We start from the raw sequence: 26,024 nt of genomic DNA on the forward strand, positions 1-26,024 counted from the left end.
ACTCGCGAGATGGAAGGGTTCCTCACCGCATGGTGCTCACGGGATCACCACCGGTGCCCGCTGGGTAGGGTCCGGCACGGGATCTGCCGTTACAGACGAAAGCGGGGGCGACGGCGGTGGGGTGGCGCGAGGAGATCGCTACGGCTCTGGGCGAACTGGTCGCGATCATGGGCGGCACGGGCAGACAGCCGCGCTGGCAGCGGGTGGGGCGCGCGATCCGTACCAAGGAGGCGGGCTGGTACGCGGTGGATCTGCGCGGGTCCGACATCGGACCGGACCAGTTGGACGCACTGCGCCTCGCGGGTCCGGAGCCGGACGGCGTCGAGGCCAAGGGCTTCACCGTTTCGGAGACGGTGCAGAACGGCTCACTGCTCACCCTGAAGGTCGCGGAATTCGCCGACCTCACGGACGCGTATCTGTGGCTGCTCAAGCAGCCGCCGACCTTCCTCGTCGAGGCGCTGCGCGACGGCATCGCCGGGCTGGGCGAGACCCCACTGGCGAGCGCCCTGGCCGGAGGTTCGGTCGGCGGGACGTCTTCACCCGACCCCGACCCTCCCGGGTTCCACCCCGCGCAGGGGGATGCCTACCGCGCATGCCTCGGCCAGGGCGTACATCTGGTGTGGGGCCCGCCGGGCACCGGCAAGACGACGGTACTGAAGCGTGCCATCGGCGACCTGATCGCCCGCGGCGACCGTGTGCTGCTGGTGTCCGCCACGAACATCGCCGTGGACAACGCCCTGCTGGGCGTGGTGAAGGAGAACCGGCACGGCCCGGGTGACATCGTCCGCGTAGGCCCGCCGCAGCTGCGAGAGGTCGCCGACAACCCCGAGGTGTCGCTGCCGCTCATGGTGCGAGAGCGGCTGGCCGAGACGGCCGAGCGGCGCCGTGTGGCCGAGGCCGCGCTGGTGGACGTCCGGACCCGCGCGGCGGAACTGTCCGCGCTGGACACCTCCCTCAGCCGCTTCGACCCGGCCGCCTACTTCGACGCTCTGAAGCTGCTGCGCACGCCCCATCAAGACCCGGTGTCGGTGCGGGAGCGGGCGGAGGCGGCGGCGGTCCGGCTGGAGGAGGCCGTGACGGCCCGGGACGCGGCGGAGAGGGCCGCGGCGGCGGCCCGGCGGCGCCGGGACGGGACCGGGGAGTCGCGCCGGCAGTGGGCCGAGGCCGACCGGCTGCGCGAGGAACAGTCCCGCGTCCTCAAAGCCGCGGAGCGGAAGCAGGCCGAGTGCCTGATGGCCGAGAGCCGCCTCGGCGACCTGCGAGAGGAGGTGCGGGAACTCGACACCCAGCGGTCCGTGGCCCGCTGGCGCGCCCGGGAGAAGCGGCAGACGCTCCGTGGGCAGCTGGCCGTCGCCGAGGAGGACGCCGACCGTGCGCGCCAGTCGGCGCAGGCCGCGCGCGCCACGGCAGACGCGCACGTCGTCACGCTGGAGACGGACGTGGCAGAGCTGACCAACGGCATCACCCACACCCGCGAGCAGATCACCGCCCTGGAGCGGGCACTCGCCTCGGCCCTGGCCGCCCAGGAGTCGGCCGTGGACCTCGTGGCCACCCGCCGCGAGGAGACCACCCGGCTGGAGCGGGCCGTCGTACGCGCTCTGGACGCCGCTGAACTCACCGCCCGCGCCGAGCAGCAGGACTGGCCGTCCCGCCACGCCCGTGCCGAGCGGCTGCGTCCCCAGGTGACGGCCGACACCGCCCGCCGCTCTGCCCTGGAGGACGAGTACCAGCAGGTACAGCAGGAGTACGAACGCCTCGCGCGCAACGCCCAGGGCGAAATCATCAAGAGCGCGAAACTGGTGGCCACCACCCTCGCCCGGTTCCGCACCAACAAGGCCGTCTTCGAGGGTCCGTACGACGTGGTCCTGATCGACGAGGCGGGCGCGGCGACGCTGCCCGAGGTGCTTCTCGCGACGGCGAAGGCGACTCGGACAGCCGTCCTGCTCGGTGATTTCATGCAGCTCGGCCCGGTCATCGAGAATCAGCTGAAGGACCTCGACCGCCCAGACGTCAAACGCTGGCTGCTCCCGGACGTCTTCCAGCACTGCGGCATCCGGGACCCGGCCGAGGCTCAGCGGCACCCGGCCTGCGTCACCCTGACCGAGCAGCACCGCTTCGGTCCGGCGGTGATGCGCCTGGCCAACACCCTCGCGTACGGAGGAATGCTGCGGGGTGGCAAGCAGGTCGCCGCCCCGCGACCGTCCGACGACCCCGAGATCGTCGTCGTCGACACCGACGGACTGCACGAACTGGCCAGGCCCCATCTGACGGGCAGCCGCAGCGGCTGGTGGCCGGCCGGGTCACTGATCGCCAGAGCCCTGGTGGAGTACCACCGCGGGAAAGGCGAGGAACCGGGCATCGTCACGCCCTACGGCGCCCAGGCGGACGCGACCCTTGAGGCCCTGCGGGACGTGGAAGGCGGTGGCGTCCCGCTCGCCGAGGTGGGCACGGCGCACCGTTTCCAGGGCCGGGAGTTCCCCGTCGTCATCTTCGACACGGTCGAAGGCGCGGACGGCCGCGACCTGTGGATGTCGCTGGCGCACCGGGAACCGGGCGCGTCGGACTGGGCACGCGACCGTGTGCGTCTGTTCAACGTGGCGGCCACCCGCGTCCAGACCCGCCTCTACGTCATCGGGAGCTGGGAACGCATCCAGGCCGCGAAGGACGGCAGGGTCCTGACGCATCTGGGCGCCCTGGTCGGCACCCGGGGCGTACGACGGCTGCGGGCCAGCCACCTGATCACTCCGCCACACGAGAACGGACGTGCTCTCGGCGAATTCGGGGGCGCACTCGCCGATGTCCTGGCCCGGCACGTCGAGGTGACGGGCATCGATGACGAACGGACGTTCTTCAGCACCTTCGAGGACGAGATCCGCGAGGCCCGCACCTCGATCTGGCTGTGGGCGCCATGGGTGGCGAACCGCGTACGCGGCATCCTGCCGCTCCTTCGCGAGGCGGTCGCCCGCGGCGTGCGCGTGACCGTGTTCATCCGCGACGACACGGATCAGCTCCAGGCCCGTCCGGCCGGCCAGAGCCTCATCGCCGATCTCCGGTCCACCGTGCACACCGTCATCCCCGTCAACGTGATGCACCAGAAGATCGCGGTGATCGACGAACGGACGGTGATGATCGGCAGTCTCAACACACTGTCCCAGTCGTGGACCCGCGAGGTCATGGTGACGATGCGCGGCGGCCACTTCGCCCGCAAGCTCCTCGAACACGAGCACGCCGAGCTGTTCACCCGCCCCCCGAAGTGCGCCCGCTGCGGCGGCACCAGCATCGAACTGCGCCGCCGCACGAATGGCACCTGGTTCTGGCGCTGCTACGACACGGTCTGCAAGACGGGGCCGAACGGCCGGAGCAACGCGTGGAACCAGGACATCAGGCCGGGGGCTGCCAAGCGCTGAGGGCAGCGCACAGCAGCGGCGGCGGGGTTCGCAGGGGAATCAGCCCTTCGCGGCCGGCTCCAGAATCGCCACGCACTCCACATGGTGCGTCACCGGGAACAGGTCGAACGCGCGCAGGCGGCGCGGGGCGTAGCCCGCTTCGCGGAAGTAGGCGAGGTCGCGGGCGAGGGCGGCCGGGTCGCAGGCTACGTAGGCGATGCGGCGGGCGCCCAGGGCGGCGAGGCGGGCGACCGTCTCCTTGCCCGCGCCCGCACGGGGCGGGTCGAGGACGATGAGGTCGGCCTCGGTGATGCCGGTGCGGGGCAGCACCTGTTCGACCTTGCCGTGTTCGACTCGGACGCGGTCCAGGTCCTGGAGGTTGTGGCGGGCGTCCTCGGCGGCGCGCTTGCTCGACTCGATGCCCAGCACCGCGCCGCGGTCGCCGACCCGGTCGCCGAGGGCGCCCGCGAAGAGGCCGACGCCGCAGTAGAGGTCGAGCGCGGTGTCGCCCTTGCGCGGCATGAGGCCCTGCATGACGGCCTCGACCAGCAGGTCGGCGGCCTTGGGGTGGACCTGCCAGAAGCCGCCCTCGCCGACGCGCCAGGTGCGCTCGGCGGCGCGTTCGCGGACGAACGGGCGGCCGTGGACGCGGTGCACCAGGCGCTGGCGCTCGCGGCCGCGGGACTCGCCGATGCGCAGGACGGAGACCGGGCGGTCGAGTTCGACGATCGGCAGCCGGCCGCCGGGGCGGGGGGTGAGGACGACCTGGCGGTCGGAGGAGCCGGTGGCGGCGATGGCCTCGATGGTCTCGATCTGCGGCCACTCCCGCTTCTCGATGCCGAGTTCGGTGACGCCGGGTGCGGCGATCAGGCAGTGGTCGACGGGCTCCACCTCGTGCGAGCGGTGGCGGCGCAGCCCGGGGCGGCCCTGTGCGTCCACCGCGTACTGGAGCCGGGTGCGCCAGGCGGGGACCTCGCCGCGGGCCACCTTGTCGCCGGGGGCGGGTTCGACGGTGCCGTCCCAGCGGGCGTCCTCGGGGGTGAGTCCGGCCAGCCGCTCCAGCTGCTCGGTGATCACCTCGGCCTTGAGCCTGCGCTGGGCGCCGGGGGCGGCGTGCTGCCAGTCGCAGCCGCCGCACCGGCCGGGGCCGGAGAACGGGCAGGGGGCCTCCACCCGGTCCTTGGAGGCGTCCAGCACCTGGACCGCGTCGGCGCGCAGGAAGCGCGCGCCCTCCTCGCCCTCGGTGATCCTGGCGACGACCCGCTCACCGGGCAGGGTGTGGCGTACGAACAGCACCTGGCCCTCGGCGGTCCGGGCGATGCAGTGGCCGCCGTGGGCCACCGGACCGACCTCGACCTCGTACTCCTCGCCGACCAGCGACGCCTTGGGTTCACTTTGCATGGCGGGCTCGGCTCCGTAAGGGGGTGTGAGGGTGGTGGGAACAGCAGCCCACCAGTCTACGGCCCCGGACCGCCTGCCCTCACCCGGGCGGCGGCTACCGCCCCGGGGCCTTGACGGCCGCCTTCTCGGCCTTGCGCTCGCCCTTCGGCCGCTGCGGCACCACGGGGCCGCGCCGCACCGCGCCCGGGGCGTTCCAGTCGGCGCGCTTGCGGGCGCGCTTGCGGGCCAGCTCCGAGGAGTCCAGCTGCCAGGGTACGGAGGTCACCATCACGCCGGGGGTGAACAGCAGGCGGCCCTTGAGCCGCAGCGCGCTCTGGTTGTGCAGCAGGTGCTCGTACCAGTGGCCGACCACGTACTCGGGGATGTAGACGGAGACCACGTCCCGCGGGCTCTCCCGGCGCAGGCTCTTGACGTAGTCGATGACCGGCCGGGTGATCTCGCGGTACGGCGAGTCGAGGATCTTGAGCGGGACGTCGATGCCGCGTTCGGTCCACTCGGACTGCAGCGCCTTGGTCTCGGTGGGGTCGACGTTGATGCTCAGCGCCTCCAGCCGGTGGGAGCGCATCAGCTTGGCGTAGGCCAGGGCGCGCAGCGTCGGCTTGTGGATCTTGGAGACGAGGACGATGGAGTGCACCCGGGAGGGGCGGACCTCCTCCTCGTCCTGCTGCTCCATGGCCGCGGCCAGCTCCTCGGAGACACCGTCGTAGTGGCGCCGGATCGCGGACATGGTGATGTAGAAGACGGCCATGCCGAGCAGCGCCACCCAGGCGCCGTGGGTGAACTTGGTCAGCAGCACGACGACCAGGACCAGCCCGGTGAAGAAGGCGCCGAAGGTGTTGATCGCGCGGGCGCGGATCATGCGGCGGCGGGCGGCCTGGTCGCGCTCGGTGGCCAGGTGGCGGTTCCAGTGCCGCACCATGCCGGTCTGGCTGAGGGTGAAGGAGACGAAGACGCCGACGATGTAGAGCTGGATCAGCCGGGTCGAGTCCGCGCCGTAGATGTACACCAGGACCGCGGCGGCCCCGGCGAGCAGCAGGATGCCGTTGGAGAAGGCGAGCCGGTCGCCGCGGGTGTGCAGCTGGCGCGGCAGGTAGCGGTCCTGGGCGAGGATCGAGCCGAGCAGCGGGAAGCCGTTGTACGCGGTGTTGGCGGCCAGGAAGAGGACCAGCGCGGTCGCCGCGGCGAGCACCACGAACAGGAACGATCCGTTGCCGAAGACGGCGGCCGCGACCTGCGAGATCACGGGGTTCTGGGTGTATCCGGAGCCGAGTGCGGCACCGTTCTTGAACAGGTCGTGCGCCGGGTCCTCGGCCATCTTGACGTTGGTGACCAGGGCGAGGGTGATGATGCCGACGAACATGGCGACGGCGAGGCCGCCCATCAGCGCCAGCGTGCTCGCCGCGTTCCGGCTCTTGGGCTTGCGGAAGGCGGGTACGCCGTTGCTGATGGCCTCGACGCCGGTGAGCGCGGCGCAGCCGTCGGAGAAGGCCCGCAGCAGCAGGAAGACCAGCGCGAACCCGGCCAGCCCGGTCTGCTCGGCGTGGACCTCGAAACCGGCGGTGGGGGCCTTCATGTCGTCGCCGAGGACGAGCGCGCGGTAGGCGCCCCAGAGGATCATCACGAAGACGCCGCCGACGAAGACGTACGTGGGGATCGCGAAGAGCTTGCCCGACTCGCGGACCCCGCGCAGGTTCATCAGGGTCAGCAGCAGGATGATCGCGATCGCGACGAACGTCTTGTGCTCGACGATGAACGGGACGGCCGAGCCGAGGTTCTCCACACCGGAGGAGATCGACACCGCCACCGTCAGGACGTAGTCCACCAGCAGGGCGCTGGCGACCGTGAGACCCGCCTTGGGGCCGAGGTTGGTGTTCGCGACCTCGTAGTCACCGCCCCCGCTGGGGTACGCGTGCACGTTCTGGCGGTACGAGGCGACCACCGTGAACATGAGCACGACGATGGCGATCGTGATCCACGGAGAGTAGTGATAGGCCGACGCACCCGCCACGGAAAGGACGATCATCACCTGCCCGGGCGCGTACGCGACGGAGGACAGGGGGTCGGAGGCGAAGACGGGGAGCGCGATGCGTTTCGGGAGAAGGGTCTCCCCCAGCTTGTCGCTGCGCAGCGCGCGCCCGATCAGAATCCGTTTCGGGACGTCGGTCAGTTTGGACACGCTGAGGATCGTAAAGGGTGGGCGGGGCGCCCGCCCAGCCGCCTGCCCACCTGGAGGCGGGAGGGCAGGCGGGCGGCCCGTACGACGGTCAGGACAGCCGGACCGGCAGGGCTCGGTGGCCGTTGGAAATGAAGGATTCCACCGGCTCCAGCGGACCCTGCCCGGACGCTAGCGAGAGTCGAGGGAAGCGGTCGAACAGAGCCGGGAGCGCGATCGAGGCCTCCAGCCGGGCCAGCGGCGCGCCGACGCACAGATGGACGCCGTGGCCGAAGGCGAGGTGGCTCTTGAGCTGCCGGGTGACGTCGAAGGCGGCGGCGTCCTCGCCGTGGACCCCGGGGTCGCGTCCGGCGGCCGCGTAGGCGGCGAGGATCGCGTCGCCCTTGCGCAGCACCACCCCGTCCGCCAGCTCGATGTCCTCGACGGCGTAGCGCAGCGGCAGGTTGGCGACCGGGGCGGAGTGCCGCAGTGTCTCCTCGATCACGTCGTCCCACGAGGCCCGCCCCTCGCGCACATGGGCGAGCTGCTCGGGGTGGGTGAGGAGGGCGTGGACGGCGTTGTCCAGGAGGTTGACCGTGGTCTCGTGACCGGCGGTGAGCATCAGCGCGAGGGTGTCGCACAGCTCACGCTCGCTCAGCGCCGCGTCCTCCTCGCTGCGCACGGCGATCAGTCCGCTGGTCAGGTCGTCGCCGGGCCGTTCGCGCTTGGACGCCACGAGCGCCGACATGATCGCGTCCATCTCGGCGGAGGCGGCCGCGACCTCCTCCGGCGTGGTGGTGGTGCGGAAGGAGCTGTCGGCGAACCGGCTCATCCGCGTCCGCAGCCCCTCGTCGGTGAGCCCGAACAGCTCGTAGATCACCTGGAGCGGCAGGGGGTACGCGTACCCCTCGCGCAGATCGGCAGGCTCCCCGGGCGGGGTGGCGGCCAGCCGGTCCAGCAGATCGGCGGCGATCGCCTCGATGCGCGGCCGCAGGGCGGCGGTGCGCCGCGCGGTGAACGCCTTGGAGACCAGGGTGCGCAGCCTGCGGTGGTCGGCGCCGTAGGCCGTGAACATGTTCTGCACGGCCACCCAGTTGATCAGCGGCCAGTCGGACGAGACCTCACCCTCGTGCCAGGCCCGCCAGTGCAGGCGCGGGTTCTTGGACACCCGGGGGTCGGTCAGGAGCTGCTTGAGCAGGCTCTGGCGGCTTATTGCCCACGCCACCAAGCCCCCAGGAAGCCCCACAGGCGTCGCGGGCCCTTGGGATCGGACGCGGTCGGCTTCGGCGTTGATATCGCTGCCGGTGGGGTCGAGGACGAGGGGACGGGGCTCGTGGACCACTGGTTGTCTCCCTGGGGCTCGGGCTGTCGTGGAGCGGGCACGGCCGCGGCGGGCGGCATGGAGGCGGGTCCGGGAGTCGGCTTGGTGAGGACGGGGAACCGCACGGGCAACGACGCCAGGGCGCGGTTGAAGGGGCCGGGGCGCCAGGTCAGCTGGTCCGCCGACACGGCGAGTCGCATGTCGGGGAGGCGGTCGAGGAGCCGTTCGATGGCGACGGAGGCGATGACCCGGGCGGGACCCTCGGCGGGGCAGCGGTGGGCGCCCACGCTCCAGGCGAGGTGGGCCCGGTTGCCCGCGCGGCCCTGGGAGGTCATCTCGGGGTCGGTGTTGGCCGCGGCGTAGCTGGTGAGCACCGCGTCGCCCTTGCGCAGCCGTACGCCGCCCATCTCGACGTCGTAGCGGGCGAACCGGGTGCCGAAGTTGGCCAGCGGCGGATCGGCCCACAGGACCTCGTCCAGGGCGTCCTGGACGGGCAGGCTGCCGCCGGAGAGCTCACCGGCGAACCGGTCGTCCGACAGCAGCAGCCGCAGCGCGTTGCCGATCAGGTTCACCTGGGGTTCGGTACCGGCCGCCATCAGCAGGGCGATCTGCTGCATCAGCTCGTCGTCGGCCAGCCGCGAGGGGTGGGCGATCATCCAGGAGGTGACGTCGGCGCCGGGCTTCTGGCGCTTGGCGTCGACGAGGTCCCCCATATAGCGCGAGAGGTCCTCGTTGGCCTGTCCCGCGTCCGCGGTGCTCGCGTCGAACATGACCGTGAGAATCCGGATCAGTTCGCTGCTCTGCTCCGGAGGGGCGCCGAAGAGCCGGTTGAACACCATCAGCGGGATGATCCCCGCGTACTCGCTCAGCAGCTCGGCCTCGCCCCGCTCCACGAAGGAGTCGATGAGGGTGTCCGCGCTGCGCTCCACGTAGTCGCTCAGCGCGTGGGAGTCCACCCGGCTGAGGCTGTCGGTGATCGCCCCGCGGTAGCGGGCGTGCTGCTCGCCGTCGGTGAACAGGGCGTTGGGCCGGAACTCCATCATCGGGAGCACGGGGCTGTCCTGCGGGAGCCGGCCCTCGGTGAGGTCGGCCCAGTTACGGGGGTCCTTGGCGAACCGCTCGGTGTCGCGCAGGACTTCCAGCGCCGTGGAGTAACTGGTGACCAGATACGCGGGAACGCCCGGGGCCAGCTCCACCGGGGTGATGGGCCCCTCGGCGCGCATCCGCGCGTAGAACCCGTGCGGATCGGCGGCGAAGCCGGCGCCGTACATCGGCACCCGGGCACCCCGCCCGAGGGAGCCGGGGGCCGCACCGCCTTGGTGGGCGGGACAGCCCGGCGGTGGCGCGGTTCCGGTGACTGCCTCGAGGTCTGGACGATGGATCACACATTCTCCTGGGACGTAACGCGAGCGTGCCGGGCCTGCAGATACTGGACGAGGGCGATCAGCGCGTGGGTGGAGGAGATCCGGTCCCTGGCGTCACAGGTGACCAGCGGGGTCTCCGGCAGCAGATCGAGCGCCTCCCGGACCTCCGTCTCGGCGAAGCGGGGCGCTCCCTCGAAGTGGTTGACGGCCACCGCGTACGGCAGCCCCTGCTCCTCCAGGACGGCCATCACCGGGAAGGACTGCTCCAGCCGACGGGTGTCGGCGAGCACCAGCGCGCCCAGCGCGCCGCGCGTCATGTCCTTCCAGATCCGGGTGAAGCGCTGCTGTCCGGGCGCGCCGAAGAGGTACAGGACCAGGGACTCGCTCAGGGTGAGCCGGCCGAAGTCCATGGCGACCGTGGTGGTGGTCTTCTCCTCGATGCCCGCGAGGTCGTCGATGAGCGCGCCGGCCTGAGTCATCGTCTCTTCGGTGCGCAGCGGGCGGATTTCGGACAGCGAGCCCACGAAGGTCGTCTTGCCGACCGCGAAGTGCCCGACGACCAGCAGCTTGGCCGCCGTCCGTACGGTCTGGGGCAGATAGACCGCGCCCCGGTCAGAGGCGAGCGCGGAGTCCATCGAGCACCTCCTGGAGCAGCTGGGTCTCGGGGAGTTCGGCGGGCGGGACGGGGGCGCGGGTGCTGATGTGGCCGCTGTCGACAAGATCGCCCAGCAGGACCTTGGTGACGCTCACCGGAAGCTCCAGGTATCCGGCGACCTCGGCGACGGACAGCGCGCCGCCGAGGCAGAGTTCCATGACCGCCCGCTTCTCCGGGCTGAGACCGGCCAGCGGCCGGTCGGGGTGGGCCATGACCAGGGTCACCAGGTCGAAGGTGTTGCGGCTCGGATAGGCACGGCCGTCGGTCACGACATACGGCCGTACCAGTCCTCGTTCGCGCCTGCCCGGACTCATGTGTGGCTGCCGATCCCCTGCCGGGTCGCGCCCTGCCGCGGCGGGCTGGTCAGCTCCTTGCCCAGCCGGTCGACCAGCTTCTGCATCCGGTAGGTGACCCCCTCCATGTCCACGTGCTCGGTGGTGGAGACGGCCAGATACGCGCCGGGGCCGGCGGCGATGAGGAAGACGTAGCCGCCGACGAACTCGACCAGCGTCTGCTGCCAGGGCGTCTCGTCGCGGTCGCAGAACTCGGAGGTGCTGCGGCTGATCGACTGCAGCCCGGAGAGCGCCGCGGCCTGGCGCTCGGCCTCGTCGCGCGCGATGGCCGCGGAGTGCGCCCGCAGCATGCCGTCGGCGGAGAGCAGGATCGCGTGCCGTGCCTCCGGCATCTTGACCACCTCGTCGAGCATCCAGCCGAGCTCGTTGTTCATGTGGTCGTTCATGCCTGGCGGTTCCCTTCTTCGTTGTGAGGGGCGGCATCCTGGGTGACGCCACGGCCGGAGCGCGTACCGCGCGCGAACGCGCCCATGCGCTTGGCGGTCTCCTCGGCCGAGCGGACGCGGTGCGACCCCGTGTCGGTTCCGGTGGCGCCGGACGGCTGTCCGGGCGCGGTGGGCCAGTCGTCCACCGGTGGGGCGGCGGTGGGCCGGCGGCGGCGGCGCTTGGGCAGACCGCCCGCGGTCTCTCCGTACACGCGCGTCGCCTCGTCGTCCGCGGACGGCTGCCCGGCCGCCGCGGAGGGCTGCCCGGCCGCCGCGGAAGGCGCGTAGTCCGGAGCCGCGGCCTGGGCGGGGGCGAACGGCGAGGCCTCGGCGGGGGACGGAGCGGGCGCCTGGGCGAACGCCTCGGGCCCGGCGAACGCCTCGGCTCCGGCGAACGCCTCGGCCCCGGCGGGGGCCTGGGGCTCGGCCCTGCGGCGGCGGGTCGGGCGCGACGGGAGGGTACGCAGCGGGGCGGCGACCTCGGCCTCGTACGGGTCGTGGGCCGCCGGAGCGGCGGCGGGCGCGTCCGCGTCGATGTGGGTGAGCAGCGCGCTGGGGAGGAACAGGACGGCGCGCACGCCGCCGTACGGGGACCGGGTGTCCACCGAGACGCTGAAGCCGTACCGGGCCGCGAGCAGGCCCACCACGGCGAAGCCGAACTGCGGCGGGTCGCCGAGCCGGGAGACGTCCACGGCGCGCTGGCCGGACAGCAGCCCGGCGGCCCGCTGGACCTCCAGGCCGTCCATGCCGACCCCGGCGTCGTCGATCACGATGCAGGCGCCGTTGTGCACCGGCTGCAGGCTGACCTCGACGCTGGTGTTGGGCTGCGAGTGCCGGGCGGCGTTGTCCAGCAGCTCGGCGACCGCGAGCACCACGGGCTCCACCGCGCGGCTCACCACGCCGATGTCGATCAGGGCGTGCACCTGCACCCGCCGGTAGTCGCGGATGCGCGACTTGGCGCCCCGGACGACGTCGGTCATCGGCGAGGCGGTGCGCTGACGGCCGGGCCAGGAGCCGCACAGCACGGCGATGGCCTGGGCGCGGCGGCCGAACTGCGCGTTGGCGTGGTCGATCTCCAGGAGGTCGCGCAGCACGTCGGGGTTGTCGTGCCGGTCCTGCATCTCCGAGATCGAGACCTGCTGTTCGCTGGCGAGGCCCTGGAGTGCGCGCATCGACGCCTTGAGCGCGGCCTTGGCGGAGGCGTCGGCCCGCGACTGCGCCTTGTCCATCGCGCGGGCGAAGTGCTCCACGATCGCGTGCAGGCTCTGCGCGTAGGCGGTCCCGGCCAGCTTCTCGTCCCGCAGCCCGGGCAGCGGGGTGGGCTGACTCATCGCGTCCGCGATCGCCGGGAGACGTACCTCGACCAGATGCTGCACTTCCTCGTCACGGACGCGCAGGTTGTCCTCGAGCGTGGCGTTACGCCTGCGCACTCCGGCGGTGATCCGCCGCTGGCGCATCAGAAGCACCCATACGACGAGGAGGACGACGGCCAGACACCAGCTCACCGTCTCCGTCATGTGATCTGTCATCAGGAACCTCGTGCAGAGAACGCGGGCGCGGAAGGAACGATTCAGAGCCCTGATGTCCCGTCCGGAAACGGAATACGACGATCATCTTAGTCACGCCGTGACCGAGTGTCCGACGGCCGTAACAAAGTTCGAACTGACGGGACTCTATTGCCATTTCCCGTAAGAGTTCAGTGAAGATCCTGGATATCGGGCAAAGATGAGGGAGCGCACCCCGGCGCCGGCCATCGGCGCCCGCCCCCTCACGGTAGCCGCCGGTCGTTCCGCGCGCCGGGTTCCCTCCCGGCCGCGGGTACTCGGGCGGGGAATCGCCCCATGGGTACGGATACGGTGGGAACAGACGCCGTCGCGGACGACCTCCGTCGCCGTGCGGCACCGGCATCGGGGTCTTCGCCCCGCTGTCGCCCCGTAGGTCCTGGAAGGAAGATGTGAGCAGGGTGTTTGCGCAGGTCAGCACGGTCATCAGGAGTGCGGGGTAAGACGCATGCATATCGTGATCATGGGCTGTGGCCGGGTGGGCGCGGCGCTCGCCCAGACCCTGGAGCAACAGGGACACACCGTCGCGGTCGTCGACCAGGACCCCACCGCCTTCCGCCGCCTCGGCGCGGGATTCGGCGGCCGCCGGGTGACCGGCGTCGGATTCGACCAGGACACGCTCCGCGAGGCGGGTATCGAGGAGGCCGGGGCCTTCGCCGCGGTCAGCAGCGGCGACAACTCCAACATCATCGCGGCCCGGGTGGCGCGCGAGATGTTCGGCGTGGAGAACGTGGCGGCCCGGATCTACGACCCGCGCCGCGCCGAGGTCTACCAGCGCCTGGGCATCCCGACCGTGGCCACCGTGCGGTGGACCGCGGACCAGATGCTGCGGCGGCTGCTGCCGTCCGGCGCCGAGCCGCTGTGGCGGGACCCGAGCGGCGGCGTACAGCTCGCCGAGGTGCACACCTCCCCCGCGTGGGTGGGGCACAAGGTCAGCAACCTCCAGGAGGAGACCGGGGTGCGGGTCGCGTTCCTGACCCGGCTCGGCGAGGCGATGCTGCCCACCTCGCAGACGGTGCTGCAGGAAGGCGACCTGGTGCATGTGATGATGCGCACCGACGAGGTCGAGAAGGTCGAGGCGTCGTTCGACGAGGGTCCTGAGGAGGGTGGTGCCCGATGAGGGTTGCCATTGCCGGAGCGGGCGCCGTGGGGCGCTCCATCGCGGGCGAGCTTTTGGAGAACGGGCACGAGGTCCTCCTCATCGACAAGGCGCCGACCGCCATCTCCGTGGAGCGGGTACCGCAGGCCGAATGGCTGCTGGCCGACGCGTGCGAGATCACCTCACTGGACGAGGCGGCGCTGCAGCGCTGCAACGTGGTCATCGCGGCCACCGGGGACGACAAGGTCAACCTGGTCGTGTCCCTGCTCGCGAAGACCGAGTACGCGGTGCCGCGGGTGGTCGCCCGGGTCAACAACCCCAAGAACGAGTGGCTGTTCAACGAGGCGTGGGGCGTCGATGTCGCCGTCTCGACGCCGCGGCTGATGTCGGCGCTGGTCGAGGAGGCGGTGAGCGTCGGCGATCTGGTGCGGCTGCTGCGCTTCAGCCACGGCGACGCGAACCTGGTGGAGCTGACGCTGCCGCCGGACGCGGCCCTGGTCGGCACCCGGGTCGGCGACGTGGAGTGGCCGGAGGACACCACGCTGGTCACGATTATCCGGGGCACCCGGGTGCTGACGCCGAACAAGGACGACGTCCTGGAGGCGGGCGACGAACTGCTGTTCGTCGCGGCCCAGGCGCGCGAGGAGCAGCTGGAGCAGCTGCTGTCCGTCCAGCGCCAGGACACCGCGGGCTAGAGCCGCCGCGGGCCGGACACGTTGCGGACCGGACACGCCGCGGACCGGAACCACCGGGCCCCGGGCTTCCCTGCACGGGAGCCCGGGGCTCGGTGGTTCGGCCTGGTGGTGCGGTGCTCAGTGCCGGGGCGGGCGCCGGTCGGCCGACTCGGTACGGGCCTCGTTCACGATCTGGTCGGTCCACTCCGAGAGCAGCGGCTCGGCGATCCGCTCGGCCTGCCCGGCCTCCCGCTTCGCGCGCTCTCGCTCCCGCTCCGCCTTCTCCTCGGCCTCCATCTCGGCGATCACGTCGATCGGCGGCGGGGCCTTGGCGAGGAAGATCCACGTCAGATAGACGCACAGCAGGAACGGCGGAATGCCGAGCGCCACCTTCACCCAGCCGAGCTGGGTCACGTCCCCCCACCAGTAGAGCGGGAAGAGGATCGCCGACTTGGCGAGCAGGATCAGCCCCCACGCCCAGGTGGCCCGGGTGTACGCGCGGAACCGGCCGGGGTTGCGGGTGCGCCAGGAGAGGTTCTCCTTGAGCATCGGCCCGAGCAGCACGCCGATCAGCGGATAGCGGAAGATCGCCGAGAGGACGTACGCGATCGCCAGGCCGAGCGTGTAGAGCATGCCCGGCAGGTAGAAGTTCTTGGCGTCGCCGGACATCATCGCGAAGATCGCGCCGAACGCGACCCCGAACACCCCGCTGAAGGCGTGCTTCAGCGTCTCCTTGCGCGCCAGCCGGGTCAGCCCCAGCAGCACGGTCAGACCGAGCGCGGCGATCGCGGCCAGGTGGATGTCGCGCTTGATGGTGTACAGCAGGACGAAGACCAGCCCGGGGACGGTGGTGTCCACCATGCCCTTCACCCCGCCGAACGCCTCCAGGAGCGCGGTGTCCGCCGCCGCCCTGCTCTGCGCGTCGGCGTCGTCGTCGGCGGCGGCGGCGGCGTCCTGATGGTCGGTCGGGGTCGTCTTGTCGTCAGACGTCACCGGCTACTCCTGTCCGAGCGGTCGGAGTTCGTACTTCGGATTGAATATCACCCGGCGCCCGTGACTCATGGAGATCCGGCCGATGGCGATCAGCTTGCGGCCGGGTTCTATACCGATGATGGAGCGGCGGCCCAGCCACACCACGTCGAGGGCGGCGGTGCCGTCGAAGAGTTCTGCCTCCAGCGCGGGCACTCCGGCCCGCGGCCGCAGCGTGACCGTGCGGAGTGTACCCGTCACCTTGACGATCTGCCGGTCGCCACATTCGCCGATCTTGGTGCAGCCCGCGTTCTCCGCGTCCTGCTGCAGCTCGGCGGAGTGCAGCTCCTCCTGGGAACTCGACAGCCGGTCGATCATCCGCCGGAAGCGGCCGACCGGCTTGTCACGCTTCCCGGGGGGCTGGGGTACGGAACTCATACGGCCAGCGTACCGGTGAGACCCCGCCGAATCGCCGCGCCGCCGCATCCCCGCCCGCCGCCGGGCCGTTCGCCTCCCGTGTGCCTCCCGTACGACTCCCGTACGAACAGGCGCCTCACCGTTCGAAGCGGTACCCCATCCCCGGCTCGGTGACGAAGTGCCGCGGATGCGAGGGGTCGTTCTCCAGCTTGCGGCGCAACTGCGCCATATAGACGCGCAGGTAGTTGGTCTCGGTGCCGTAGCTGGGCCCCCACACCTCCTGGAGCAGCTGCTTCTGGCTGACGAGGCGGCCCTCGTTGCGCACCAGCACCTCCAGCAGATGCCATTCGGTGGGCGTCAGCCGGACGTCTCGGCCGTCGCGGTGGGCCTTCTTGGCGGCCAGGTCGACGCTGAACCCCTCGGTCACGACGACCACCGCGGCGTCCGACGGCCCGGAGGGCTCGGCGCGGCGGACCGCGGCACGCAGCCGGGCCAGCAGCTCGTCCATGCCGAAGGGCTTGGTGACGTAGTCGTCGGCCCCCGCGTCCAGGGCCTCGACCTTCTCGTCGGACGTCTGACGGGCGGAGAGCACCAGGATCGGGACCCGGGTCCAGCCCCGCAGCCCCTTGATCACGTCCACTCCGTCCATATCGGGCAGGCCCAGGTCGAGCACGATCACATCGGGGTGGCGGGCGGCGGCGAGCTTCAGGGCGGTCGCGCCGTCCCCGGCGGCGTCGACCTCGTACTTGCGGGCCTTCAGGTTGATCACGAGGGCGCGTACGATCTGCGGCTCATCGTCCACCACGAGCACCCGGTTCATCTGGCGGCCTGCCTTTCCGTTGTGCCGTGTGTGGCGTGTGTGCCCTGCGGGGCGTGCGTGTCGTGCCCCGGGCGGCCGGGGGCGGCGCGCAGGGTCAGCACCATGGTCATCCCACCTCCCGGGGTGTCCTCGGCGGCCAGCGATCCGCCCATCGCCTCCACGAAGCCGCGGGCGACGGCGAGCCCGAGGCCGACCCCGGCGCCGCGCGGGGCGTCCCCGTACCGCTGGAAGGGCTCGAAGATACGGTCCTTCGCCGCGTCCGGGACACCGGGGCCCCGGTCGGCGACGCGCAGTTCGACCCGTTCGCCCAGCGCGCTCGCGGAGACCAGCACGGGCCGGTCCGGCGGGCTGTACTTCACCGCGTTCTCCACGATGTTGGCGACGCCGCGCTCCAGCAGCCCGGGGTCGACCTCGACCATCGGCAGGTCCTCGGGGATCTCCAGGGTGACGGCGGACTCCGGGACGCCGACGAGCGCCATCGGCACCACCTCGTCCAGGTCGATCTCCCGGAAGAGGGGGGCGACGGTGCCGGTCTGGAGCCGGGACATGTCGAGCAGATTGCCGACCAGGTGGTCCAGGCGGTCCGCGCCGTCCTCGATGGCCTCCAGCAGCTCGGCCTCGTCCTCCGCGGACCAGGCCACATCGTCCGCGCGCAGGGACGTCACGGCCGCCTTGATGGCCGCCAGCGGGGTGCGCAGATCATGGCTGACGGCGGCCAGCAGGGCGGTGCGGATGCGGTTGCCCTCGGCCAGCTCGCGGGCCCGCTCCGCCTCCCCCACCAGCCGCTGCCGGTCCAGCACGACGGCGGCCTGGGCGGCGAAGGCGGCCAGCACCCGGCGGTCCTCGGCGGGCAGCACCCGGCCGGAGAGCGCGAGCGCCATATGGTCTCCGACCGGCATGTCCACGTCCGCGTCCTCGGGCCGCTCCGGCGGCGGTACGCCCGCGGTGCCCCCGGCGCTGCCCGCGCAGGTCCAGGGCGCGACGTCGCTCTCCCGCTCCAGCAGGGCCACCGTGTCCATGCCGAAGGTCTCGCGGACCCGCTCCAGCAGCGCGTCCAGGCTGGTCTCCCCGCGCAGCACGCTGCCCGCGAGGAAGGACAGCACCTCGGACTCGGCGCGCAGCCGGGCGGCCTGATGGGTGCGGCGCGCGGCCAGGTCGACGACGGAGGCGACGCTGACCGCCACCGCCACGAAGATCACTATCGCGACGATGTTCTCGGGGTCGGCGATGGTCCAGGTGTGGGTGGGCGGCGTGAAGTAGTAGTTGAGCATCAGCGATCCGACGGCCGCCGAGGCGAGGGCGGGCAGCATCCCGCCCAGCAGGGCCGCCAGCACGTTGAGGAACAGGAACAGCAGCACTTCGTTGGCGAAGCCCGGACCGGCGTCCGCGGTGAGCGTGGCGCCCGTGGCAGTGAGCCCCAGGGTGAGCAGGACGGGCCCGGCGACCCCCACCAGCCAGCCCGCGATCAGCCGGGAGCGCCCCAGCCGGGCGCCGCGCGCGACCGGCAGCCCGCGCCCCTTGGCGACCTCGTCGTGGGTGACGATGTGCACGTCCAGATCGGGCCCGGAGTCCCGGGCGACGGTCGCGCCGACGCCCGGCCCGAACACGTACTGCCAGGCCTTGCGGCGGCTGGAGCCGAGCACGATCTGGGTGGCGTTGACGCCCCGTGCGAACTCCAGCAGCGCGCCCGGGATGTCCTCCCCGATGACGTGGTGGAAGGTGCCGCCCAGGTCCTCGACCAGGGTGCGCTGGACCGCCAGCTCCTTCGGGGAGGCCGAGGTGAGGCCGTCGCTGCGGGCGATGTAGACGGCGAGGATCTCGCTGCCGGAGCCCTTGGCCGCCATCCGGGAGGCGCGCCGGATGAGCGTGCGCCCCTCGGGGCCGCCGGTGAGCCCGACGACGATGCGCTCGCGCGCCTGCCAGGTGGAGCGGATGCTGTGCTCGTCGCGGTACTGCTGGAGGTATTCGTCGACCCGGTCGGCGGTCCACAGCAGGGCCAGCTCGCGCAGCGCGGTGAGGTTCCCGGGCCGGAAGTAGTTGGACAGCGCGGCGTCGACCTTGTCGGGCGCGTAGATGTTGCCGTGCGCCATGCGGCGGCGCAGCGCCTGGGGCGACATGTCGACCAGCTCGATCTGGTCGGCGCGGCGCACCACCTCGTCGGGTACGGTCTCCCGCTGCCGTACGCCCGTTATCGACTCGACGACGTCCCCCAGCGACTCCAGGTGCTGGATGTTGACGGTGGAGACGACGTCGATCCCGGCCTTCAGCAGCTCCTCGATGTCCTGCCAGCGCTTGGCGTTGCGGGAGCCGGGGACGTTGGTGTGGGCCAGTTCGTCGACGAGGGCGACGCCGGGGCGGCGGGCGAGCACCGCGTCCACGTCCATCTCGGTGAAGGCGGCGCCCCGGTACTCCAGCTCCCGGCGCGGCACCTCCTCCAGTCCGTGCATCATCACCTCGGTGCGGCGGCGGCCGTGGTGCTCCACGAAGCCGACCACGAGGTCCGTGCCGCGCTCGGCCCGCCGGTGCCCCTCGGACAGCATCGCGTAGGTCTTGCCGACGCCCGGCGCCGCGCCGAGGTAGATCCGAAGCTTGCCGCGTCCCATGCCCCTATTTTCCCCGTTCGCTCATTTTTCCCGGTCGCCGCTTTCCGGTCGCCGCTTTCCGGTCGCCGCTTGCCTCGTCGCCGCCTACCTCGTCGCCCCGGTGTCACTGCCGGGCGAGCTTCTGGAGGGCGATGTTCAGCTCCAGCACGTTGACATGCGGCTCGCCGAGGAAGCCGAGCTGACGGCCGTCGGTGTGGTCCGCGACCAGCCGGGCGACCTCGGCGCGGGGCAGGCCGACCGCCCGGGCCACCCGGGTCACCTGGAGGCCGGCGTACGCGGGCGAGATGTCCGGGTCGACGCCGGAGGCGGAGGCGGTGACCGCGTCCGGGGGTACGGCGGCGGGCTGGACCCCGTTGAAGGCGGCGATCTGCGCGCGGCGGTCCGTGATCTCCCGGCGCAGCACCGTGCTGTCGGCGGCGAGGTTGGACCCGCCCGAAACGGTGATCTTGTACTGGGTGTTGACGGTGTTGGTGCCCGCCGCCGAGGGGCGGGGCTGGAAGTACTTCGGGTCCGGCAGCGGGTTTCCGGCCTTGTCCTTCCGGGCCAGGGTGTACGTCTGGCCGATGAGCGCGGAGCCCGCGGTCCTGCCGTCCGCCCGGACCTCGGAGCCGTTCGCCCGGTGCGGGAAGGCGGCCTGGGCGATGCCGGTGACGGCGAGCGGATAGAGCACCCCGCAGAGCACCGTGAGGGCGATCAGGGCGCGCAGTGCGGCGCCCGCCAGCCGGGCGGTGGAGCGTGCTGTGCCATTGAAGATCGTCATGGTCTTTTCGTCACCCGATGCCCGGTATGAGGGAGATCAGCAGGTCGATGAGTTTGATGCCGAGGAACGGGGCGATGAGCCCGCCCAGGCCGTAGAGCGCGAGGTTGCGGCGGAGCATCCGGTCGGCGCTCATCGGGCGGTAGCGCACGCCCCTGAGGGCGAGCGGCACCAGCGCGACGATGATCAGCGCGTTGAAGACGACCGCGGAGAGGATCGCCGACTGGGCCGAGGCCAGGTGCATGATGTTGAGCGCGTCCAGGCCCTGGTAGCCCGCCACGCCCGCGAACATCGCCGGGATGATCGCGAAGTACTTCGCGACATCGTTGGCGATCGAGAAGGTGGTCAGCGCTCCGCGGGTGATCAGCAGCTGTTTGCCGATCTCCACGATCTCGATGAGCTTGGTCGGGTTGGAGTCGAGATCGACCATGTTCCCGGCCTCCTTGGCGGCCGAGGTGCCGGTGTTCATGGCCACGCCGACATCGGCCTGGGCGAGCGCCGGGGCGTCGTTCGTGCCGTCGCCGGTCATCGCCACCAGCTTGCCGCCCGCCTGCTCGCGCTTGATGAGCGCCATCTTGTCCTCGGGCGTGGCCTCCGCCAGGAAGTCGTCCACCCCCGCCTCGTCCGCGATGGCCCGGGCGGTCAGCGGGTTGTCGCCGGTGATCATGACCGTCTTGATGCCCATCCGGCGCAGTTCGTCGAACCGCTCCCGCATGCCCTCCTTGACGACGTCCTTGAGGTGGATCACCCCGAGCACACGCGCGCCCCTGGCGTCCTCGACCGCCACGAGCAGCGGAGTGCCGCCCGCCGCCGAGATCGCGTCGGCCCGCTCCCGGGCGTCCTCCGAGGCCTGTCCGCCACGCTCGGCGACCCAGCCGGTGACCGCGGCGGCCGCGCCCTTGCGGACCCTGGTGCCGTCCAGGTCGACGCCGGACATCCGGGTCTGCGCGGTGAACGGTACGAAATCAGCCTCGTTCAGCTCGCCCTCGTGGCGGGCCCGCAGGCCGTACGTCTCCTTGGCGAGGACCACGATCGAGCGGCCCTCGGGCGTCTCGTCGGCGAGCGAGGAGAGCTGGGCCGCGTCCGCGAGCTCCCCCTCGGTCACGCCGCTGACCGGGACGAACTCGGCGGCCTGCCGGTTGCCGAGCGTGATCGTCCCGGTCTTGTCGAGCAGCAGCGTGGACACATCGCCCGCCGCCTCGACCGCGCGGCCGGACATGGCGAGAACGTTGCGCTGGACGAGGCGGTCCATGCCCGCGATGCCGATGGCGGAGAGCAGGGCGCCGATGGTGGTGGGGATGAGGCAGACCAGCAGCGCGGTGAGCACGACCATGGTCTGCTCGGCGCCCGCGAAGATCGCGAACGGCTGGAGGGTGATGACCGCCAGCAGGAAGACGATGGTGAGCGAGGCCAGCAGGATGTTGAGCGCGATCTCGTTCGGGGTCTTCTGCCGGGCGGCGCCCTCGACCAGGCTGATCATCCGGTCGATGAAGGTCTCCCCGGGCCTCGTCGTGATCTTGATGACGACGCGGTCGGAGAGCACCTTCGTACCCCCGGTGACCGCGGACCGGTCGCCGCCGGACTCGCGGATGACCGGCGCGGACTCGCCGGTGATGGCCGACTCGTCGACGGACGCCACGCCCTCGACCACGTCGCCGTCGCCCGGGATGACGTCGCCCGCCTCGCAGACCACGAGGTCGCCGACGCGCAGCGCGGTGCCCGGGACCCGCTCCTCGCCGCCGTCCGCGAGCCGCCGGGCCTCGGTGTCGGTCTTGGCCCTGCGCAGGGTGTCGGCCTGGGCCTTGCCCCGGCCCTCGGCGACGGCCTCGGCGAGGTTGGCGAAGAGCACGGTCAGCCAGAGCCAGACCGTGATCGCCCAGCCGAACCAGTCGCCCGGGTCCAGGGCGGCCAGCACGGTGGTGAGCACCGAGCCGATCTCCACCACGAACATCACCGGGGACTTCGCCATCACCCGCGGATCGAGCTTGCGGAAGGCGTCCGGCAGCGAGGTGAGGAGCCGGTGGGGGTCGAAGAAGCCGCCGGAGACCCTGCCTCCGCCCGCGTCGTGCTGGGGCGGGCGCTCGCCGCCGGGGGCGGGGCGTACGGGGGTGGTCGTGCTCATGAGAGTCCCTCCGCCATCGGGCCAAGGGCCAGGGCCGGGAAGTAGGTGAGACCGGTGATGATCAGGATGGCGCCGACGAGCAGCCCCGCGAAGAGCGGCTTCTCGGTGCGCAGGGTGCCCGCCGTCTCGGGGACGGGCCTCTGCTCGGCGAGCGAACCGGCCAGCGCCAGGACGAAGACCATCGGCAGGAAGCGGCCGAGCAGCATCGCCAGCCCGAGCGTGGTGTTGTACCAGTCGGTGTTGGCGTTCAGGCCCGCGAAGGCGGAGCCGTTGTTGTTGGCGCCGGAGGTGAAGGCGTACAGCACCTCGGAGAAGCCGTGCGCCCCGCTGTGGCCCGCCGCGTTCCCCGCCGTGTTGAGGATCGAGTGCGGCGGGGTGGACAGCACCACGGACAGGGCGGTGAAGCCGAGCGCCAGCGCCGGGGTGATCAGGATGTAGCAGGCGGCGAGCTTGATCTCGCGGGAGCCGATCTTCTTGCCCAGGTACTCGGGCGTACGGCCGACCATGAGCCCCGCGATGAAGACCGCGATCACGGCCATGACGAGCATCCCGTAGAGGCCGGAACCCACCCCGCCGGGGGCGATCTCGCCGAGCATCATGCCCAGCAGCGCGATGCCGCCGCCGAAGCCGGTGAGCGAGGAGTGCATGGCGTCCACCGCGCCGGTGGAGGTCAGCGTCGTACTCGTCGCGAAGATCGAGGACGCGCCGACCCCGAACCGCTGCTCCTTGCCCTCCATCGCGCCGCCCGCGGCCTGGAGCGCCGGGCCGCCGTGGTGGAACTCGCTCCACATCATCAGCGCCGTGAAGCCGAGCCAGATCAGGCCCATGGCGGCGAGGATCGCGTACCCCTGCCGGACGTTCCCGACGAGCACGCCGAAGGTGCGGGTCAGCGCGAACGGGATGACCAGGATCAGGAAGATCTCGAAGAGGTTGGTGAAGGCGCTCGGATTCTCGAACGGGTGGGCGGAGTTGGCGTTGAAGAAGCCGCCGCCGTTGGTGCCGATCTCCTTGATGGCCTCCTGCGAGGCGACCGCGCCGCCGTTCATCTGCTGGCTGCCGCCGGTGAGCTGCCCGACCTCGTGGATGCCCGCGAAGTTCTGGATCGCGCCGCACGCCACCAGCACGACCGCGGCGATCACCGCCATCGGGATCAGGACGCGGACGGTCGTGCGCACCAGGTCGGCCCAGAAGTTGCCCAGTTCGCCGGTGCGGGAGCGGGCGAAGCCCCGGACGAGCGCGATGGCCACGGCGATGCCGACGGCGGCGGACAGGAAGTTCTGCACCGCGAGCCCGGCCGTCTGCACGACATGGCCCATGGACTGCTCGCCCGCGTAGGACTGCCAGTTGGTGTTGGAGACGAAGGACGCGGCGGTGTTGAACGCCTGCGCCGGGCCGATCGAGGAGAAGCCGAGCGAGAGCGGCAGAGCGCCCTGGAGGCGCTGCAGCAGATACAGGAAGAGGACGCTGACGCCGGAGAAGGCGAGCACCCCGCGCAGATACGCGGGCCAGCGCATCCGGGTGTCCGGATCGGCGCCGATACAGCGGTAGATCCACCGCTCGGCGCGCAGATGGTTCCCGGAGCGGTAGACGGCGGCCAGGTAGTCGCCGAGCGGCCGGTACACCAGGGCGAGCGCGCCGATGAGCGCGGCGAGCTGGAGCACCGCGGCGAGTTCGGGACTCATGACGCCCTCAGAACCTCTCGGGGAAGAGGAGGGCGAGGACCAGATAGCCCAGCAGTGCGACGGCCACGACCAGTCCGACGACGTTCTCGGCGGTCACAGCTTCGTCACCCCTTTGGCGACGAAGGCCACCAGTGCGAAGACCGCGAGCGTGGTGACGACGAAGGCCAGGTCGGCCATCGTGGGCTCCTAGAGGATCGGTGGAGTACTGACCTCTTGAGGAAACCCCTGTTCGGAGCGTGTGCGCCCGCCGTTGACGGCTCCCTGACGGCGGGGAGCCCGCTCTTGACGCCTCCCTGACGTCGGGGGCGTCGCATGCGAAACAGCGCGCACGTGACATAGCCGGTGGGCCGTACTCCGCAGAGAAAAGTACGGCCCACCGGTAGAACGCTCACATCAGCCGAGCCTTACGCCGGGGACTCAGCCGGATGCGAGCGAGCAGCCCGCCAGAGCGTCAAGACCGGAGGGGGCGGTCGAGCCCTGGCGGGAGAATGAGATCTTGATGCGGTCGATCGTGGACTTCCGCTTGTCCGCCAACGGGCCCAGGATCGCGTTCTGGACGAAGTTCGGGCCGCCCTGGCCCGCGGAGGTCGCGAGTCTCTTGTTGGCCTCGCCGAGCTGCGTGTCCAGCAGCGTGAGGTTGCGGTCCACCTCCGCCTGGGCGGCGGCCGGCACATCGCCGATCTCACCGGCGACGTCGGGGCAGCTGATCGTCTGGCCGGACCCGGCGCCCGCGTCGGCGCCCGTGTCCGCACCGGCGCCGGTGTCCGCGCCCGTGTCCGCGCCGGTCTCCGCCGCGGGGTCGGCCGAGGCCGCGGCGCTCGCGGCGGCCGTCGGGCTCGCCGCGCCGCCCGCCCCGGCGCCGCCGCCGGACAGCGTGCACTCGGCGAGGGTGTCCAGGCCTGTCGGCTTCTCGGCCCGGCGCCCGATGGAGATGGCGATGCGGTCGAGGGTGGACTTCCGCTTGTCCGCCAGCGGACCGAGGATCGCGTTCTGCACGAAGTTCGGGCCGCCTTCGCCCTGGCTCGTGCTCAGCCGCTTGTTCGCCTCGGCGAGCTGGGTGTCCAGAAGGGCGAGGTTTCGGTCAACCTCCGCCTTGGCCTCCGCGGGGATCTCCGGCAGCTCGCCCTCGACGGCGGGGCAGGTGATCGTGGACGCGGCCTTGAGCTCGCCGGTCCCGTCTCCGCCGTCGTTGCCACCGGCCATGGCGGCACCGACGGCTACCGCCGCTACGAGCGTGCCGCCCAGGGTCCCGGCGACAATGATCCGGCGCCGGTGAAATAACGGAAGGCCACGGGACATCTGACCACTCACTTCCTTGAGATCGAATGGGCGCGGTAAGCGCTTCCACCCGTCCATACGTCCCGTGTGGCAGGAGTGTTCAACGCGGTACGAAAAAAAGCCGAAGGGGCCCGGGGAGACTCCCCGGACCCCTTCCGACCTCGCTCTGCGTCCTCGGCGCGGGCCGCCGGTCAGCGCACCTCGCTGATCTCCGGACCGCGCTGGAGCCGGTCGGCACCGCCCGCGAACCGCGAGCCCTGCGCCTCCTCCTGCTGCACCCCGTCGGGCACCATCTGCGCGTCGTTCGGCAGCTTGAGCACGATCGGGTCGCGCGGGGCCATCGGGCCCTCACCGCGCACCACGACCGTGTCCTGGAAGATCGCTTCCAGCAGGCTGCCGGTCTCGGGCTGCACGGCGCCCTGCCCGGAGATCACTCCGCGCAGGAACCAGCGAGGCCCGTCGACGCCGATGAAGCGCACCACCTGGACGCCGTTCTTGCCGTCCGGCAGCTGCACCGGCACCTGGGCCCGCAGCTCCCAGCCGAGCGGGCCCTCGACCTCGTCCACCACACCGCCCTGCTGGGTGATGCCGGTGGCGATCTCGTCCCGCACCTCGCCCCAGATGCCTTCCTTCTTGGGCGCGGCGAACGCCTGCAGCTGCACGGCGCTGTCCCGCAGCACCACGGTCGCGGCCACGATCGCGTCCCCCGCGACCTCCACCCGCAGCTCCATGCCCTCGACACCGGGCACGAACATGCCACCGAGGTCCACCCGGCCCTCGCCGGGCTCCCGCACCTCGGACACGTCCCACGGTCCATCGGGGCGCGGCGCGGGGGGCAGGCTCACCCTGGTGGCCTCCGCGTCGCCCTCGTCGACGAGGTCCGCCGCGTCCTCCGCGTCTTCCGCGTCCTCGGTCAACTCATCGGAGGTCACGTCGAGCGACTCGACGTCCTCCTCGCTGCGCTTGCGGCGACGTCCGAACACG

The 26,024-nt window shown here is 71.6% G+C and carries 21 protein-coding genes; 3 read left to right on the forward strand and 18 right to left on the reverse strand.

Going from position 1 to position 26,024, the window contains the following annotated elements:
- Window positions 1-116: 116 nt before the first annotated feature.
- A complete protein-coding gene (locus ABZ370_RS16180) occupies window positions 117-3,407 on the forward strand; it encodes an AAA domain-containing protein (RefSeq protein WP_358620648.1) in 3,291 nt (1,096 codons plus the stop codon).
- A 39-nt stretch (window positions 3,408-3,446) separates the two neighbouring features.
- Here ABZ370_RS16180 and ABZ370_RS16185 read toward each other — a convergent pair whose 3' ends face one another.
- The 8 genes from ABZ370_RS16185 to ABZ370_RS16220 all read right to left on the reverse strand — a co-directional run bounded on the left by ABZ370_RS16185 (window position 3,447) and on the right by ABZ370_RS16220 (window position 12,586).
- Window positions 3,447-4,787, reverse strand: a complete 1,341-nt coding sequence (locus tag ABZ370_RS16185) for a TRAM domain-containing protein (protein WP_358620650.1) — start codon at window positions 4,785-4,787, stop codon at window positions 3,447-3,449.
- Window positions 4,788-4,881: 94 nt separating this feature from the next.
- A complete protein-coding gene (locus ABZ370_RS16190) occupies window positions 4,882-6,963 on the reverse strand; it encodes an APC family permease (protein WP_358620652.1) in 2,082 nt (693 codons plus the stop codon).
- 88 nt (window positions 6,964-7,051) lie between these two features.
- Window positions 7,052-8,167: a cytochrome P450 gene (locus ABZ370_RS16195; protein ID WP_358620655.1), complete on the reverse strand. Its 1,116-nt coding sequence runs from the start codon at window positions 8,165-8,167 to the stop codon at window positions 7,052-7,054.
- The gene (locus tag ABZ370_RS16200; RefSeq protein ID WP_358620931.1) at window positions 8,149-9,531 is read right to left on the reverse strand and encodes a cytochrome P450; all 1,383 of its coding nucleotides are present in this window, start codon (window positions 9,529-9,531) and stop codon (window positions 8,149-8,151) included. The genes ABZ370_RS16195 and ABZ370_RS16200 overlap by 19 nt, the downstream gene beginning before the upstream one ends.
- Window positions 9,532-9,641: 110 nt before the next feature.
- Entirely contained in the window at window positions 9,642-10,259 is a 618-nt protein-coding gene (locus tag ABZ370_RS16205) for an ATP/GTP-binding protein (protein ID WP_358620657.1), read from the reverse strand.
- Window positions 10,237-10,593 (reverse strand): DUF742 domain-containing protein, encoded by a 357-nt coding sequence (locus ABZ370_RS16210; RefSeq protein ID WP_358620659.1) that lies wholly within the window; start codon window positions 10,591-10,593, stop codon window positions 10,237-10,239. The genes ABZ370_RS16205 and ABZ370_RS16210 overlap by 23 nt, the downstream gene beginning before the upstream one ends.
- The gene (locus tag ABZ370_RS16215) at window positions 10,590-11,018 is read right to left on the reverse strand and encodes a roadblock/LC7 domain-containing protein (RefSeq protein WP_358620662.1); all 429 of its coding nucleotides are present in this window, start codon (window positions 11,016-11,018) and stop codon (window positions 10,590-10,592) included. Before ABZ370_RS16215 ends, ABZ370_RS16210 begins: the two co-directional genes overlap by 4 nt.
- The gene (locus tag ABZ370_RS16220) at window positions 11,015-12,586 is read right to left on the reverse strand and encodes an ATP-binding protein (protein ID WP_358620665.1); all 1,572 of its coding nucleotides are present in this window, start codon (window positions 12,584-12,586) and stop codon (window positions 11,015-11,017) included. Before ABZ370_RS16220 ends, ABZ370_RS16215 begins: the two co-directional genes overlap by 4 nt.
- Before the next feature lie 481 nt (window positions 12,587-13,067).
- Here ABZ370_RS16220 and ABZ370_RS16225 point away from each other — a divergent pair, with 481 nt between their 5' ends.
- Window positions 13,068-13,739: a TrkA family potassium uptake protein gene (locus ABZ370_RS16225; RefSeq protein ID WP_358620667.1), complete on the forward strand. Its 672-nt coding sequence runs from the start codon at window positions 13,068-13,070 to the stop codon at window positions 13,737-13,739.
- On the forward strand, window positions 13,736-14,413 hold the full coding sequence (locus ABZ370_RS16230; protein ID WP_358620669.1) for a TrkA family potassium uptake protein: 678 nt from the start codon (window positions 13,736-13,738) through the stop codon (window positions 14,411-14,413). Before ABZ370_RS16225 ends, ABZ370_RS16230 begins: the two co-directional genes overlap by 4 nt.
- Window positions 14,414-14,530: 117 nt before the next feature.
- On the opposite strand, the gene ABZ370_RS16235 is transcribed toward ABZ370_RS16230, so the two are convergent.
- From ABZ370_RS16235 to ABZ370_RS16280, 10 genes are all read right to left on the reverse strand, one after another.
- Complete coding sequence (locus ABZ370_RS16235) at window positions 14,531-15,385, reverse strand: DUF3159 domain-containing protein (RefSeq protein WP_358620672.1); 855 nt, start codon at window positions 15,383-15,385, stop codon at window positions 14,531-14,533.
- Window positions 15,386-15,388: 3 nt separating this feature from the next.
- Window positions 15,389-15,799: an OB-fold nucleic acid binding domain-containing protein gene (locus ABZ370_RS16240; RefSeq protein WP_358620675.1), complete on the reverse strand. Its 411-nt coding sequence runs from the start codon at window positions 15,797-15,799 to the stop codon at window positions 15,389-15,391.
- Window positions 15,800-15,914: 115 nt separating this feature from the next.
- The gene (locus ABZ370_RS16245; RefSeq protein WP_358620677.1) at window positions 15,915-16,598 is read right to left on the reverse strand and encodes a response regulator; all 684 of its coding nucleotides are present in this window, start codon (window positions 16,596-16,598) and stop codon (window positions 15,915-15,917) included.
- Complete coding sequence (locus tag ABZ370_RS16250) at window positions 16,595-19,201, reverse strand: sensor histidine kinase KdpD (protein ID WP_358620679.1); 2,607 nt, start codon at window positions 19,199-19,201, stop codon at window positions 16,595-16,597. Before ABZ370_RS16250 ends, ABZ370_RS16245 begins: the two co-directional genes overlap by 4 nt.
- Before the next feature lie 103 nt (window positions 19,202-19,304).
- Entirely contained in the window at window positions 19,305-19,961 is a 657-nt protein-coding gene (gene kdpC, locus ABZ370_RS16255) for a potassium-transporting ATPase subunit KdpC (RefSeq protein WP_358620681.1), read from the reverse strand.
- A gap of 10 nt (window positions 19,962-19,971) precedes the next feature.
- Window positions 19,972-22,080 (reverse strand): potassium-transporting ATPase subunit KdpB, encoded by a 2,109-nt coding sequence (kdpB, locus tag ABZ370_RS16260; protein WP_358620683.1) that lies wholly within the window; start codon window positions 22,078-22,080, stop codon window positions 19,972-19,974.
- Window positions 22,077-23,762 (reverse strand): potassium-transporting ATPase subunit KdpA, encoded by a 1,686-nt coding sequence (kdpA, locus tag ABZ370_RS16265; RefSeq protein WP_358620685.1) that lies wholly within the window; start codon window positions 23,760-23,762, stop codon window positions 22,077-22,079. The genes kdpB and kdpA overlap by 4 nt, the downstream gene beginning before the upstream one ends.
- A 7-nt stretch (window positions 23,763-23,769) precedes the next feature.
- The gene (kdpF, locus tag ABZ370_RS16270; RefSeq protein ID WP_037817630.1) at window positions 23,770-23,859 is read right to left on the reverse strand and encodes a K(+)-transporting ATPase subunit F; all 90 of its coding nucleotides are present in this window, start codon (window positions 23,857-23,859) and stop codon (window positions 23,770-23,772) included.
- A gap of 320 nt (window positions 23,860-24,179) precedes the next feature.
- Window positions 24,180-25,061: a hypothetical protein gene (locus ABZ370_RS16275; RefSeq protein WP_358620688.1), complete on the reverse strand. Its 882-nt coding sequence runs from the start codon at window positions 25,059-25,061 to the stop codon at window positions 24,180-24,182.
- 170 nt (window positions 25,062-25,231) lie between these two features.
- The gene (locus ABZ370_RS16280) at window positions 25,232-26,023 is read right to left on the reverse strand and encodes a DUF3710 domain-containing protein (protein ID WP_358620690.1); all 792 of its coding nucleotides are present in this window, start codon (window positions 26,021-26,023) and stop codon (window positions 25,232-25,234) included.
- Between the last annotated feature and the right edge of the window lies 1 nt (window position 26,024).

The sequence above is a fragment of the Streptomyces sp. NPDC005962 genome (genome assembly GCF_040629205.1).
GTDB lineage: Bacteria > Actinomycetota > Actinomycetes > Streptomycetales > Streptomycetaceae > Streptomyces.